Source organism: Methylobacterium oryzae, from assembly GCF_036441375.1.
GTDB classification, from domain to species: domain Bacteria; phylum Pseudomonadota; class Alphaproteobacteria; order Rhizobiales; family Beijerinckiaceae; genus Methylobacterium; species Methylobacterium oryzae_A.
Genome location: NZ_MLCA01000006.1, coordinates 36,864 through 50,306 on the forward strand (window position 1 = coordinate 36,864; position 13,443 = coordinate 50,306).

Genomic DNA, 13,443 nt, shown 5'->3' on the forward strand with positions numbered 1-13,443 from the left:
TGAGGCGCGGTCTCGGCCAGGACGGTGCGCGCGTCGCTCCGGCCGCCGGGCCGGCCTGCGCCGCTCCGATCGCTTCCAGAGTCTCGAACCGGACGCGCGATGCCGGGGCGCCGTGTCAGGCCCCGGCGCCCATGGACATCACGGCCCATCCAGGAAGGCGAGGAGCGCCGCGTTGAAGAGCGCCGGATCCTGGAGGAACGCGAAGTGGCTGGCATTCGGCAGGATCAGCAGCCCGGCCCCGGGGATCGTGGCGGCGAGGTACTCGGTGTGCGCGCGCTTGATCCCCTCGTCGTGGTCGCCGTCCGCGATGAGGACCGGCGCGCGGATCCGCTTCAGATCGGCTTCGGTCCAGCGCGGCTGCCCGGCCCACATCCGGCCGACCGCGTCGACCAAGGCGGCATAGGCCTTCGGGGTCGGCGAGAGGGCCCCGAATTCCGCGCCGGCCCGGTCGATGAAGGCGGCGAAGGTCGGATTCTTCTCCACGCCCTCGACCAGGCCCGACGGATCCGCGTTCGCCCCGAAGGCGAACACCTTGCCGACGCGGTCGGGGTGGCGCATCGCCATGTCGAGGCCGATGATCGCGCCGTCGCTCCACCCGACGATGTCGGCGCGGGGGATCTTCAGAGCGTCGAGCAGACCGACCACGTCGTCGGTCATCAGGTCGTAGCCGAACGGCCGGTCGTCCCGCGTGCTGCGGCCGTGCCCGCGGCTGTCCGCGAGGATGACCGTGCGGCGGGAGGCCAGCGCCGCGACCTGATGGCCCCAGTAATCGGAGTTCGACAGGCCGCCGTGCAGCAGGACGACCGGCGGACCGCTGCCGATCGTCGCGTAATACATCCGGATGCCGTTGACGGCGGCCCGCCCCGAGCTCGTGCCGGCGACCGGCGCGGGGGTTGGCGGCAAGGTTTGCCAGCGCGGTTCGGCTCGGGCCGGAGCGCAGGCCAGCAGAAGCGCGAGGGCGATCACAGTCCGAGGCGTCGAGCGCGCGTCCGTCATGGCCGGGACCGTGACCGCCGGGGATTACAGAACGATTTCAGGCCGTGGCCGGTGCGGGCGGGCGCGGTGTCGCCCCGACCGGCACGTCCACGTCCGTGCCGGCGATCGGTTGACGGGCGGCGCGGCAGCCGGAGGGTCCCGTCTTGGTCAGGCCGCCTTGCGGCCAAGCCGGATCGCCCTGGCGATCTCCGAGCGGCGCTCGGCATAGCCGGGCGCGGTCATCGGGTAATCGTCCGGCAGCCCGTAGCGCGCGCGGTACAAGTCGGGTGTGAGCCCGTGTGCCGTGAGGTGCCGCTTCATGGTCTTGTACGACCGGCCGTCGATGAAGCTGACGATGCCGTTCTCGCGGACCGACCCGCGGATCTGCGCGGCATTGGGCTGCTCGGGTGGCGCCTCGGCGGCTGTCGGCCGGTCGGCGAGCGCGGAGAGCGCGCCGTGCACGGTGGCCAGAAGGGGCGGTACGCTGCTGTGCGGCAGCGCGTTGTTCGACAGATAGGCGGTCACGACGCGCAGGGTCACGTCGCTGATCGTCGCTCCGCGACCGTCTTGGTTCTTGCGCAACTCGATCGACCCCATCTGCGATCCTCACGAGACCTATCATTAACGATAAATACTCGGACATTACAGGGTGTCAATGAAGAAAGACGGGCTCGGCAAGTAACGAATTTTGAATGCAGAATTTTCGCGGACTGTCGCGCCGCATCCCGTCGATATTCCGGTTGTCGTCGCGTCTAAGGTTCAGATTGTTCCGGTCGGTTCCGCGGCATGCGCGCGAGGCGCGGGGTTGGCAGGTTTTCGACGCTTCCGCTTCGCGGATCTTCATGGTCCAATACAGTCCGACCGCATCGCGAAGTCTCTCCATGGCCGACACACGCCCCCCGTCCGTGCCGAGGTCGAAGATCCGGAAATCCCGCGCCGTGCCCGGAACCGGTGCGGGATGCGCGGTGCTGGCGGCGCTCCTCGGGGGGCTGTTCTCGGCGCCGTCCGTCCACGGGCAGGGCGCGGATGATCTGCCGGAGGCCGAGATCCGGGCGCGGGTCGCGGCGGCGTTCCCGGATGCGGGCCTCGTGCGATTCCGCAAGATCCGGCCGATCACCACCGAGGCGGGGCCTGCGGTGGCGTTCTGCGGCCAGGTCAGCACCGGGCCCGCCGAGCGGGGGCGGGCGGATTTCCACCTGTTCCTCTACGATCGGACGGCGGCGGCCGAGACCGTCCGCATCCTCGGAGCCGAATCCCTCAACGGCTACCGCGTCGGCCGGAAGCTGATCGGCGCCCTGCGGCGCGTCGGCTGCCTGTGAGGCCGCTGGCCCGGCGGCTGCGTCCGACACGTGACGAAAATGTGGCAGAAGCTTGACTATTCTGTCTTAGGCGGTTTATAGCTTGACCGTGGCGTTGCGGTTACACCCCCGAGTCCCATGGAGGTTCGGATGTGCGCGCGGAAGACCTTCTACATTTTCGTCTCGGCCTCGGACGGTGAGCAGTTCTGCGCCGTCCGGCAGGATCAGCCGATCCCGTCGCTCATCGACGGGGTGCGCTGGATGTATGTCGGGTGCATCGATACCGCCCGCGACAAGCCGTACGGGTTCGACGCGGACGCGGCGCACGCGGCGATGCGGAGCCGCGGCGTCTACTTCTACCGGCGCGAACTGATGTTCCGCCGGGCCAAATTCCTGCTCGAAGCCGCCTGATGGGGGCTCGCCTCGGAGCGATCCTCGCCGGCGCGCTGGTCGTCGGCGGTCCTGGGCTCGCGCCCGGCGCCGCCGGGGCGCAGGTGCCGACGCGGGTCGGCACCTGCGCGGCGACCACTATCGCGCGGATCGGAACGCGGTTCAGCGACACGCTCGTGAAGCCGAACGGCGACGGGATCGACGCGGGGACGAGCGTCGATCTCAGGAACGGCGTCTACGGCGTCTCCTACGCGTATATCGACGCGGTCGCGCGGTCGCGGGTCGGCGACCGGGTGATGACCTGCCTCGTCCTCCTGCCGACGGGCTGCCCCAAGGGCGACGATCGCGGCAAGATGTACACGACGACCAATCTGCGGACCCTGGATTCCTGGACATTGCCCGACTCCCAGCACATGTGCGGCGGGGCGTGATCGGGCTCCCGTGAACCCGCCGCTCGGGTGAGCGTGTTGCCTCCCGGGGACCGGAATCCCGGTCCCGGTGACGAGGAGAGGGATCCGTGTCGGTCAGGAACGGTCTTGCCGCCCTCGTGCTGGCGGCGGCGGGCGCGGCGCCGGCCCCCGCCTGGGCGTGGGGTGTCCCCGGATGCACCAACCTCCCCGAGTACAACCGCGCCCTGGGCGCCCTGCAGGGCATGACGAGCGCCTGCGACATGAGCGTCGAGGAGGCTCGCCGGGTCGTCGCGGCCCATGACGGCGTCGCGCCCGGCCCTCCGGTCGCCAGTCCCGGTCGCGCTCCGCCTGCCGGGCGCGCTGCTCCGCCACGTAGGCGTCCTGACCGGCGCGCTCCCGCTTCCGGCGGCGGTCCGCGGCCGCCGCGCTCCGCCTGCGCCACGCCTCCGTCTCGGCCTTCTGGCGCAGCAGTTCCTCGACCGTGATGGGCGTCGCCGGTTCCTTGGGTTGCGCCCAGGGATAGGACCGCCGGGGCGGCGGGCGGGCCGCCCGGTCGGCGGAGGCCTGCCCGGTCCGCCGGAGCGCCTCAACCGCCTCGGCGAGGGTCAATCCGGCGCCCCGGGCGACGCGCTCGGCTGCGGCCCGGGCGGCCGCGCGCTCGCCCGCCGTGGCGCCCTGCGCCGCGAGCGCGAGGCATTTCTCGAACCGGTCCCGGTCGGCGGGCGTCAGGGGTGACGTCATGGGCGATGTCTTACCGCCAAGTCGGGCCGCCTGTCCCGTCGCACCGGATCCGTCAGTCCGGCTTCGCGCCGACGACTGGGACGGCGCCCGCCGTGAAGTCTTTCAGCCGTCGGGCGTCCCGACCCGCGCCGCTACGTCCCGGCGCGTCCGTTCCCGCCCGGTCCGATCGTCGGCAGGCCGCTCCCGTCCGGCAGGCCGCCGAGCACCACGAGGATCCGTCCCAGGAGCGCCCGCGAGTGCCGCGCGCCGCTGGCCGCGGGGTCCGGCCGTCCCGGACGGGCCTCGTAGGCCGCGCGCAGCCGGTCGAGCTGCCGCCTGCGCGTGTCGGGATCGCTGGAACCCATGGCCCATCCTCCCGGCGGGCTTTGGCTCGCGGTGCGCCCCCGCGAACGAGCCTTCGACCATCCCGAGTCGGGGAGTTGGAAAACCGTGTCTGAACGGTCCCTACGACCTTTAGCGCCGGAACGCCTGGACATACGTCGCAGGCTCCCCGACCGTGTGGCCAAGGATGCGGGTGCCGTTGTGGTCGGCACCAACCATCAGACAGGGGGTTCCACGCCCCAGGGCCGCGCGTACGGCCCCGCCGGCGTTCTAGCCGCTCCTAGGAAGGGAATCCAGCCCGGCGTGCGGCCCCGCGCTCCAGGTGGCGGAAGCCGGCATCGATCAGGAGGGCCAGCGCCGACACGACGAGGCCGCCCTGCAGCACGTAGGCGGTGTTGCCGGTGAGGAGGCCGGAGATGATCACCTCGCCGAGGGTGCTGGCCGCCACCGTCGAGCCGATGGTCGCGGTCGCGAGGCCGATGACGGCGGCGAGGCGGATCCCCGACAGGATCATCGGCAGCGCCAGGGGCAGCTCGACCCGGACGAGACGCTGGCGGTCGGTCATGCCCATGCCGCGCGCGGCCTCCATCAGCGCGGGATCGAGGCCGTCGAGCCCGGTGAGCGCGGTCTCGAAGATCGGCAGAAGCCCGTAGAGCACCAGGGCGATCAAGGTCGGGACCGCGCCGAACCCGAAGATCGGCACCGCCAGGGCCAGGACGGCCACCGGCGGGAAGGTCTGGCCGATGCGCGCCACCGACCGGGCGAAGGGCAGCGCGTCGCGGCCGGCCGGCCGCGTGGCCGCGACCGCGAGGCCGAGGGCGATCGCGGCCGCCGTCAGGGTCGCGGCGGCGACGAGCAGGAGGTGGTTGACGGCGAGCGTCAGCAGCGGCGTCTGCGCGTAGATCGGCGGGGAGTCGCCGGGGGCGAAGGGCCGGAACAGGGGCGCGAATCGGCCGGGAACGACCAGGAACGCGCCGAGCAGGGCGAGGAGCGCGGCCCGGGCGATCTGTGGGGCGCGGGTCACGGCCGGCCGCCCTGCGCCTCGAGGGCCGCCCGCGTCACCCGTCCGAGGACGACGCCGTCGCGGCTGACCGGCAGGGCGGGCCGCCGGGACCACAGGCTCTCGGCGAGGGCGGCCCGCACCGAAGTCCCGGCCGGGATGGGTGGACCCGGCGCCGGGCCAGGCTCGACCAGATCGTCCACGACGCGCAGGGCCATGAGCTGGAAGGCCCGGTCGCCGCTGCCGAGGAGGGCGCCGACGAAGGCGTTGGCGGGCGCGCCGAGCAGGTCCGCCGGCGCGCCCGCCTGCACCAGGCGCCCGGCATCCATCACGGCGACCCGGTGGCCGAGATGCAGGGCCTCGTTCATGTCGTGGGTCACCAGCACGACCGTGGTGCCGTAGCGCTTCTGGATCGCCAGCAGATCCGCCTGCGCCCGCCCGCGGATGATCGGATCGAGGGCGCCGAAGGGCTCGTCCATGAGCAGGATCGGCGGCTCGGCCGCGAGCGCCCGGGCGACGCCGATCCGCTGCTGCTCACCGCCGGAGAGCGCCGCCGGCAGGCGGTCCCGGTAGGCCGCCGGATCGAGGTTGAACAGGCCGAGGAGTTCGTCGACCCGCGCGGCGATCCGCCGGCTCTCCCAGCCGACGAGCCTCGGCACCACCGCGATGTTCTCCGCGACCGTGCGGTGTGGGAACAGACCGTGTCCCTGGATGGCGTAGCCGATCCCGCGGCGCAGGAGATGCGGGGGCACCGCCCGGATGTCCCGGCCCGCGATCCGGATCGTCCCGGCGCTCGGCTCGATCAGGCGGTTGATCATCCGCAGCAGGGTGGTCTTGCCCGATCCCGAGGTGCCGACCACCGTCAGGATTGTCCCGGCCTCGACCCGCAGGGTGACGTCCGCCACGACCGTGCGCCCCTCGAAGACGCGGCTCACCCCGGCGAGGTCGATCATGGGATGCGCTCCGCCGCGCGGCCGCGGCTCAGGTCGATGACGGCGTCGAGCAGCACGGCGGCGCCGGTCGCCATGGCGACGGTCGGCAGCGCGCCGAGCAGGACGAGGTCGCCCGCGTTCTGGCTGATGCCCTGGAAGACGAACACCCCGAGGCCGCCGCCGCCCACGAGCCCCGCGATCACCGCGAGGCCGATATTCTGGACGAGGACGATCCGGATCCCGGTCAGGATCGTCGGGAGGGCGAGGGGCAGGTCCACCCGGAACAGGCGCTGGCGCGCGGTCATGCCGACGCCCCGGGCGGCGTCTCGCACCGGCCAGGGCACGGCGTCGAGGCCCGCGACGGTCGCGGCGGCCACGGGCAGGAGCGCGTAGGCGAACAGCGCCACGGAAGCCGGCGCGGCGCCGATCCCCGCGATGCCGAGGGCGGCCGCGCCCGGGATCGCGCGGCCGATCCAGGCGAGCGGCGCGATCAGCATGCCGAACAGGGCCATCGACGGGACGGTCTGCACGACGTTGAGGGTGGTGAGCAGGCCCGAGCGCAGGGGCGGGACCGGGCGCGCCAGGACGGCCGCCGGGATCCCGACCAGCGCGGCGGCCGCCACCGAGGCGAGGGCGAGGATCGCGTGCGTGCGCAGCTCCCGGCCGAACGTGTCGGAGCGGCCGGCATATTCCCGCAGGACCGAGAGGTTGTCCCAGAACCCGGTGCGGAGGGCGAGCCCCGTCGCGGCGGCCAGCAGGGCCAGCAGGGCGATGCGCAGGACCGGTCCCGGCCGCAGCCGCGCCACGCCGTCGCCGACCGCGAGGGCCGCCGTCACGGCGGCGAGCCACCAGCCCGCATCCGGCGAGACCCGGCCGTACCGGTCGCCGGGCGCGGTCAGGTGATCGGCCGCCCAGCCGGCCGCGAGGCCGAGCAGCAGCAGGANGATCGCGGCGGCGGCGGCGAGGCGCAGGGCCGGTGCCACCCGCAGAACCAGCAGCGGCAGGGCGAGGGCGACGCCGCCGCCGAGGAGGAGCGCCGCGCCGGACGGGAGCGCCGACCAGGCCGCCAGAGCGGTGCCGGCCGCGATCCGGTTCGGACGGGTCGTCACCAGCGGCAGGGCGAGCAGGCCCAGTCCCAGCAGGGCCGCGAAGGCCGCGCCCAGCGGATCGACGTTCGGGCGGAGCCGCCCGGCGGAATATCCCCCCATCCTCAAGCTCCGAGAGCGCCTGCGCGAGCCCGCGCAGGCGCGACCGGCCTCGCGACGGGTCCCCGCGACCCGCCGGGACTCCATGCCGGCAGAGCCTCGGCTTGTCGACGCACGGCGCCTCGGCCGGCCGCGGACGCGGAGCGCCGAGGCGCCCGTCGCGGCCTGTCAGCGCACGAATCCGTTCTGCCGGAGGAAATCCGCCGCGACCGCCGAGGCGGGCTCGCCGCCGATCTGGACGCGGCCGTTGAGATCCCGGAGCGTGGCCAGATCGAGCCTGCGGAAGATCGGGTCCAGCACCGCGGCGATCTCGGGATGGGCCTTGAGGACCGAGCCGCGGACCACCGGCGCCGGCTGGTAGACCGGCTGGACACCCCTGTCGTCGTCCATCATCGCGAGGCGCGCGACCGCCATGCCGCCGTCGGTGCCGAACACCATGGCGGCGTTGGTGCCGGAGGTGCCCCGCGCCGCCGCGGCGATCGTCGCGGCCGTATCGCCGCCGGCCAGGATGACGAGCTGCTCCGGCCGGAGGGCGAAGCCGTAGGTCTTGCCGAAGGCCGGCAGGGCGCCCGGGGCGGTCACGAATTCCGACGAGGCGGCGAGCTTGATCGCGCCGCCGCCCGCCACGTAGCGTCCGAAATCGCTCATGGTCTTCAGGCCCGCGGCCCGCGCGATCTCCGCGCGCACCGCGATCGCCCAGGTGTTGTTGGCCGCGGCGGGCGTGAGCCAGGCGAGGTCGTTGGCCGCGCGATCCAGGTCCCTGGCCGTGCGGTAGGCCGCCTCCGGGTCCTTCCAGACCGGGAGGTCCGCCTTCCCGAAGAAGAACGCGGCGTTGCCGGTATATTCCGGATAGATGTCGACCTGCCCCTCGATCAGGGCCTGACGCAGGATCGCGGTGGCGCCGAGCTGGATCTTGTCGACGGTCGGGAGGCCCCGGGCCTGCAGCGCCTGCAGGATGATGTTCCCGAGCACCCCACCCTCCGTGTCGATCTTCGAGGCGACCACGATCCCGCCCGCCGGCCCGCCGGGCGTCGGGGAGCACTGGGCGACCAGCAGCGCGAGGGCCGAGGCGACGAGCCCCGCGCGGATCCGCTTCACCATGGCCCTCGAGCCCCCCGTTCGCGTCGGCCGACCCCATCCTCCCGCCGGCCCGACCCGGCCGCGTCCGTGGCGGCACCGCCGGCGCGGTCGATCGCGTCGGGGCCGATAGCATGTCCGGGGCCGTTATCATCCTGGACGGCTCACGGAACGCTCCCATCAGGCTCCCGGCAGGCTCGTGGACGCCTCCCGGCGCGCCGGCCACGCGTCGCCGCCCGGCGGCACGTGATCCGGCGAATTCTAATTCACGTTATCTCTACAAACGTCGATTTTCGACCATTGATCGGAGCAAGGCCATCAGTGGTGCCGCTATAAGGACTTTCTTTAGTCGGGCGAGCCTAGGCCGAAAGTCTCGGAGCTTGCCATGCGATCCGTCTATACGTGCCTCACCGAGGCGCACGACCATCGGCTGATCCTGCTCGCGGCAGGCATCTGCATCGTCGGCGTCTACGGCTCGTTCTCCGTGGCGGCCCACGCCGCGCGCTCGGAAGGGCGCGCCGCCTGGATCTGGGGGGCGGCGAGCGTCGTCGCGTCGGGCTGTACCGCCTGGGCCACCCACATGGTCGCGCTTCTGGCCTTCAGGCCCGGCATGGACGCCGGCTTCGAGCCGACCCTCACGGCCCTGTCGCTCCTCGTCGCCGTCGGCGGCATCGGGATCAGCATCGGGCTGGCGATCGGTCAGCGCGACCGGATCCGCCGCTTCGCGGCCGGGCTCGCCCTCGGCGCCAGCGTCGCGGCCCTGCACTATCTCGGCGAGGCCTCCTACCTGGTCACCGGATCCGTGACCTGGGATCCCGTTCTGGTGGCCGTCTCGCTGGCGGTGAGCCTGCTGCTGTTCGGGACGGCCCTGCTGGTCGCCGGGGAGCGGCGGCGCCCGTGGCGCCGCGCGGCCGCGCCGCTGCTGCTCGCCGGCATCGCGATCCTGCATGTCGGCGGCATGGCGGCGATGACGCTGGTGTTCGATCCCGAGCGCCCGCTCCCGCCCCAGGCGGTCGCCCCCGAGGCGATCGGGCCGGTCGTGGCGGGCGTGTCCCTCGCGCTCCTGACGCTGGCGATGGTCGGGCTGCGCCTGACTCTCAGCGCACGGGCGCAGGCCCGCCGGGATCAGGAGCGCCTGCGCGAGCTCGCCAACCTGGCCGTCGAGGGATTGGCCGTCTGCGACGGCGAGATGATCAAGACCGCCAATCGCAGCCTGGAGCGGCTGTCCGGCCTCGCCGCCGGAGCGCTGGACGGGCGGCGCCTGTCGGACCTCCTGCCCGGCCTCGCCGTGACGGCGCTTCCGGAGCGTGAGGAGCGGGAGGCGGAGCTGGTCGGCGCCGACGGGCAGCGCGTCCCGGTGCGGGTCGTCCGCAGCGAGGTGCCGCTCGGCAGCGGCCTCCAGACCGTGCTGGCCATCCGGGACCAGCGGGAGCGCCTGCGGACCGAGTCGCGGATGCGCATCCTGGCCTACTCGGACGCGCTGACCGGGCTGCCCAACCGGGCCCGTTTTCACGATCTGCTCGCGGGCCACGCGGAGGCCTGCGGCGCCGGGAATCGCGCCTTCGCGGTCCTCGCCCTCGATCTCGACCGCTTCAAGCTGGTGAACGACACCCTCGGCCACGGCCTGGGCGACGTGCTGCTGCGCAAGACGGCCCGGCGCCTGACCGCTGCCCTCGGCCCGCGCGACGTGGTCGCGCGCCTCGGCGGCGACGAGTTCGCGGTCCTGCAGGTCGCCCCGACCGGCCCAGAGGCGGTGCAGGCCCTGGCGACGCGCATCATCGAGCTCGTCGGGCGCCCGTTCCTCATCGAGGGGCAACTCGTGAATGTCGGGGCCTCGGTCGGCGCCGCCCTCGCGCCCGCGGACGGTCTCACCCCGGGTGACCTGCTGCGCAACGCCGATCTCGCGCTCTACAAGGCCAAGGCCGACGGCAAGGGCGCGTTCCGCCGGTTCGACCCTGCGCTGGAATCGCGCGTCCAGGCGCGGCGCAGCCTGGAGGCGGACCTGCGGCGCGCCATCGTGCTCCAGGAATTCGAGCTCCACTACCAGCCGCTCGTCGATGCCCGGTCGGGCCGGATCACCGCGGCCGAGGCGTTGGTGCGCTGGCGCCATCCGGAGCGCGGCCTCATCTCGCCCGCCGATTTCATCCCCTTGGCCGAGGAGACCGGACTGATCGGCCCGCTGGGCCAATGGGTCCTGCGCACGGCCTGCGCCCAGGCGGCCCGCTGGCCGGCCCGGATCCGGGTCGCCGTCAATCTCTCGCCGGTCCAGTTCCGGGACCTGCGCCTCGCCGAGACGGTGAAGGCGGCCCTCGCCGCCTCCGGCCTCGCCGCGGATCGGCTGGAACTGGAGATCACCGAGGGCGTGCTGCTGGCCGACGAGGAGCGCACGCTCGCCACCCTGACCCGCCTGCGCGCGGCCGGGGTCGGGATCTCGATGGACGATTTCGGGACCGGCTACTCGTCGCTCAGCTATCTGCGCCGCTTCCCCTTCGACAAGATCAAGGTCGACCAGTCCTTCGTGCGCCAGCTCCCGGGGGATGCCGAGAGCGCCACGATCGTGCGCGCGATCATCACGCTCGGCACCTGTCTCGGCATGACGATCACGGTCGAGGGCGTCGAGACGGCCGAGCAGTTCGCGTTCACGGCGGCCTCGGGCTGCGATCAGGTCCAGGGTTACCATGTCAGCCGCCCGCTGCCGGTGGCGGAGTTCCTGTCCTTCGTCGACGCGCACGAGGCCGCATGACCGCGCCGGACCCGACCGACCTGTTCCGGATCGTCTACCGGAGCCGCAGCGCGCTGCCGGGCGACGCCGAGGCCGTCCGGCAGGCCGTCTCCGCCCTCGTGGCGGCGTCCCGGTGCCGGAACGCGCAGGCCGGCGTCACGGGGGCGTTGCTGTTCGCCGCGCCGCACGTCGTCCAGGCCCTGGAGGGCCCGGCCGCGGCGGTGGAGGCGACCTTCGACCGGATCTGCTGCGACCTGCGCCATGTCGATATCGAGGTGGTGGAATGCGGCCCGGTGCTCGAGCTGGCCTTCGGCGAAGGCGCGCTGAGCCATGTCGTGCCGGACGCCGCGGACGGGGCGATGCTCGCGCGCCCGGAGAACGGGATCGAGCCCGCCGATGCCGCCGCGGCCGCGATGAAGCTGATGCTCACGCTGCTCCAGCTGGCGGAGACAGGCCGCGTCGCGCCGTCCCGGCCCGCCGCCTGAGGTCGGGCCGGGACGGCGGCGCGGTCGCCCGGCCGTTCCCGCGGAAAGATCAACGAAATCAACGAAACCGGGTTAACGTTGCTTAACCTTTACGCAAGCCTGACGTGAACAATCCTAGCGCTGGCGATATAGTTTTGCGAATATTTTTTCGTCCGAGAGGAGGGGGGATATGTCGTATTCGATTCTGGTCCGCGATCTCACCCGCGAGCCCGGCGGGACTCGCAAACTACTGGCGTACGATATTCACGACCGCTCGGCGGCGGAGGTTCTCGTTTCCGTGATCGCGACTTCGTACCAGGATCACGGTTTCAACCCCGCGACCCGCGTCCACTGGTTTCGCCACGCGGGCGGGGTGCGCGAGATCTTCACCTGGCCGCGGCCCTGACCGGCGGCGAGCGGTCTCAGGTGCCGCAGAAGGTCCGGTAGCCGACGCCGCCGCCCGCGGGCGCCTCGGCGAAGGCGGCCCGGTCCGACTGGTCGTCGTAGGGGCGGGCCAGCACGGCGAGGAGCGTCGCGAACGGCGCGAAGTCGTCGCGTTCCACGGCGGCCTCGATCATCGCCTCGACCCGGTGGTTGCGCGGGATGAAGGCCGGGTTGACCCGGCGCATCGCGGCGGCGGTCTCGGCCGGGTCGCGCGCCTCCTGCGCGCGCCGCGCGCGCCAGTCGGCCGCCCAGGAATCGTAGGCGGTCGGGTCGACGAACAGGTCGCGCACGGCCGCGTCGGCGTCCGGGCGCTCCGCGGCGGCGCAGAGGGCGCGGAACGTCAGGGTGAAGTCGGCCTGGTTCTCGGCCATGCGCTTGAGGAGGTCACCCGCCAGGGCCGGGTCGCCGTCCCGGGTCTCGGCGAGGCCGAGCTTGCGGGCGAGGCCGCCGTGATAGGCCGCCTCGAAGCGCGGCGCGTAGGTGGCGAGCGCCGCCTCGGCCTCGGCGACCGAGGCGTCCTCGCCCTCGGCGAGGAGCGGCAGCAGGGTCTCGGCGAGCCGCGTCAGGTTCCAGAGCGCGATCCGCGGCTGCTGGCCGTAGGCGTAACGGCCGTTGCGGTCGATGGAGCTGTAGACCGTCCGCGGATCGTAGGCGTCGAGGAACGCGCAGGGCCCGTAATCGATCGTCTCGCCCGCGACCGACATGTTGTCGGTGTTCATGACCCCGTGGACGAAGCCGACGTGCAGCCAGCGGGCCACGAGGTCGGCCTGGGCGGCGACGACGCGCTCCAGCAGCGCCCGGTAGGGATTGCCGGCCTCGGCGGCCTCCGGGTAGTGCCGGGCGAGGGCGTGGTCGGCGAGGGCCCGCAGGGCCTCGACGTCGCCGCGCGCCGCGAAGAACTGGAACGTGCCGACCCGGATGTGGCTCGCCGCCACGCGGGTCAGGACCGCGCCGGGCAGGAGCGTCTCGCGCACCACCGGCTCGCCGGTCGTCACGGCGGCGAGGGCCCGCGTGGTCGGGATGCCCAGCGCCGCCATAGCCTCGCTGACGAGGTACTCGCGCAGCACCGGGCCGAGCGCCGCCCGCCCGTCGCCCCGCCGCGAGAACGGCGTCGGGCCCGCCCCCTTCAGCTGGATGTCGCGGCGCTGCCCGGTCCGGTCGATCACCTCGCCGAGGAGGACCGCGCGGCCGTCGCCGAGCTGCGGCACGAACTGGCCGAACTGGTGTCCGGCATAGGCCGCGGCGATCGGATCTGCGCCGTCCGGGACGGAATTCCCCGCGAGCGCGGCGACGCCGTCCGGGCCGGCGAGCCAGTCCGGATCGAGGCCGAGGTCCTCGGCGAGCGCCCGGTTCAGCCGGACGAGGCGCGGCGCCGCCACCGGTGTCGGCGACCGGCGCGCGTAGAAGCGCTCCGGCAGGCGGGCGTAGCTGTTGTCGAAGGGGAGTGCCGTCATCGTCGGGATC

Annotated in this window: 14 protein-coding genes; 6 read left to right on the top strand and 8 right to left on the bottom strand. The window is 73.1% G+C overall.

What is annotated here, in order from left to right:
- Positions 1-138 precede the first annotated feature (138 nt).
- Both MOTC310_RS10420 and MOTC310_RS10425 read right to left on the bottom strand, forming a co-directional pair.
- On the bottom strand, positions 139-996 hold the full coding sequence (locus MOTC310_RS10420) for an alpha/beta fold hydrolase (protein WP_331301715.1): 858 nt from the start codon (positions 994-996) through the stop codon (positions 139-141).
- 147 nt (positions 997-1,143) lie between these two features.
- Positions 1,144-1,572, bottom strand: coding sequence for a Ros/MucR family transcriptional regulator (locus tag MOTC310_RS10425; RefSeq protein ID WP_331301716.1), 429 nt, complete (start codon positions 1,570-1,572; stop codon positions 1,144-1,146).
- A 341-nt stretch (positions 1,573-1,913) separates the two neighbouring features.
- Here MOTC310_RS10425 and MOTC310_RS10430 point away from each other — a divergent pair, with 341 nt between their 5' ends.
- The 3 genes from MOTC310_RS10430 (at position 1,914) to MOTC310_RS10440 (ending at position 3,094) form a co-directional block, all read left to right on the top strand.
- Positions 1,914-2,294, top strand: a complete 381-nt coding sequence (locus MOTC310_RS10430; protein ID WP_331301717.1) for a hypothetical protein — start codon at positions 1,914-1,916, stop codon at positions 2,292-2,294.
- A gap of 129 nt (positions 2,295-2,423) precedes the next feature.
- The gene (locus tag MOTC310_RS10435) at positions 2,424-2,684 is read left to right on the top strand and encodes a hypothetical protein (RefSeq protein ID WP_331294485.1); all 261 of its coding nucleotides are present in this window, start codon (positions 2,424-2,426) and stop codon (positions 2,682-2,684) included.
- Positions 2,684-3,094 (top strand): hypothetical protein, encoded by a 411-nt coding sequence (locus tag MOTC310_RS10440; protein WP_331301718.1) that lies wholly within the window; start codon positions 2,684-2,686, stop codon positions 3,092-3,094. Before MOTC310_RS10435 ends, MOTC310_RS10440 begins: the two co-directional genes overlap by 1 nt.
- Before the next feature lie 851 nt (positions 3,095-3,945).
- On the opposite strand, the gene MOTC310_RS10445 is transcribed toward MOTC310_RS10440, so the two are convergent.
- The 5 genes from MOTC310_RS10445 to osmF all read right to left on the bottom strand — a co-directional run bounded on the left by MOTC310_RS10445 (position 3,946) and on the right by osmF (position 8,373).
- Positions 3,946-4,158 carry a hypothetical protein gene (locus tag MOTC310_RS10445; RefSeq protein WP_331294487.1) on the bottom strand — a complete coding sequence of 71 codons (213 nt, stop codon included), beginning with the start codon at positions 4,156-4,158 and terminating at the stop codon, positions 3,946-3,948.
- Between the two features lie 257 nt (positions 4,159-4,415).
- The gene (locus tag MOTC310_RS10450; protein ID WP_331301719.1) at positions 4,416-5,159 is read right to left on the bottom strand and encodes an ABC transporter permease; all 744 of its coding nucleotides are present in this window, start codon (positions 5,157-5,159) and stop codon (positions 4,416-4,418) included.
- A complete protein-coding gene (locus MOTC310_RS10455; RefSeq protein WP_331301720.1) occupies positions 5,156-6,088 on the bottom strand; it encodes an ABC transporter ATP-binding protein in 933 nt (310 codons plus the stop codon). Before MOTC310_RS10455 ends, MOTC310_RS10450 begins: the two co-directional genes overlap by 4 nt.
- Positions 6,085-7,275 (bottom strand): ABC transporter permease, encoded by a 1,191-nt coding sequence (locus MOTC310_RS10460; protein ID WP_331301721.1) that lies wholly within the window; start codon positions 7,273-7,275, stop codon positions 6,085-6,087. The genes MOTC310_RS10455 and MOTC310_RS10460 overlap by 4 nt, the downstream gene beginning before the upstream one ends.
- Positions 7,276-7,440: 165 nt before the next feature.
- Complete coding sequence (gene osmF, locus MOTC310_RS10465) at positions 7,441-8,373, bottom strand: glycine betaine ABC transporter substrate-binding protein OsmF (protein WP_331301722.1); 933 nt, start codon at positions 8,371-8,373, stop codon at positions 7,441-7,443.
- A 361-nt stretch (positions 8,374-8,734) separates the two neighbouring features.
- Between osmF and MOTC310_RS10470 the strand changes: the two genes are divergently transcribed.
- From MOTC310_RS10470 to MOTC310_RS10480, 3 genes are all read left to right on the top strand, one after another.
- Positions 8,735-11,092, top strand: coding sequence for a bifunctional diguanylate cyclase/phosphodiesterase (locus tag MOTC310_RS10470; protein WP_331301723.1), 2,358 nt, complete (start codon positions 8,735-8,737; stop codon positions 11,090-11,092).
- Positions 11,089-11,556 (top strand): BLUF domain-containing protein, encoded by a 468-nt coding sequence (locus MOTC310_RS10475; protein ID WP_331301724.1) that lies wholly within the window; start codon positions 11,089-11,091, stop codon positions 11,554-11,556. Before MOTC310_RS10470 ends, MOTC310_RS10475 begins: the two co-directional genes overlap by 4 nt.
- Positions 11,557-11,725: 169 nt before the next feature.
- A complete protein-coding gene (locus MOTC310_RS10480; protein ID WP_331294493.1) occupies positions 11,726-11,941 on the top strand; it encodes a hypothetical protein in 216 nt (71 codons plus the stop codon).
- Between the two features lie 16 nt (positions 11,942-11,957).
- Here MOTC310_RS10480 and MOTC310_RS10485 read toward each other — a convergent pair whose 3' ends face one another.
- Positions 11,958-13,433: a protein adenylyltransferase SelO gene (locus MOTC310_RS10485; protein ID WP_331301725.1), complete on the bottom strand. Its 1,476-nt coding sequence runs from the start codon at positions 13,431-13,433 to the stop codon at positions 11,958-11,960.
- Between the last annotated feature and the right edge of the window lie 10 nt (positions 13,434-13,443).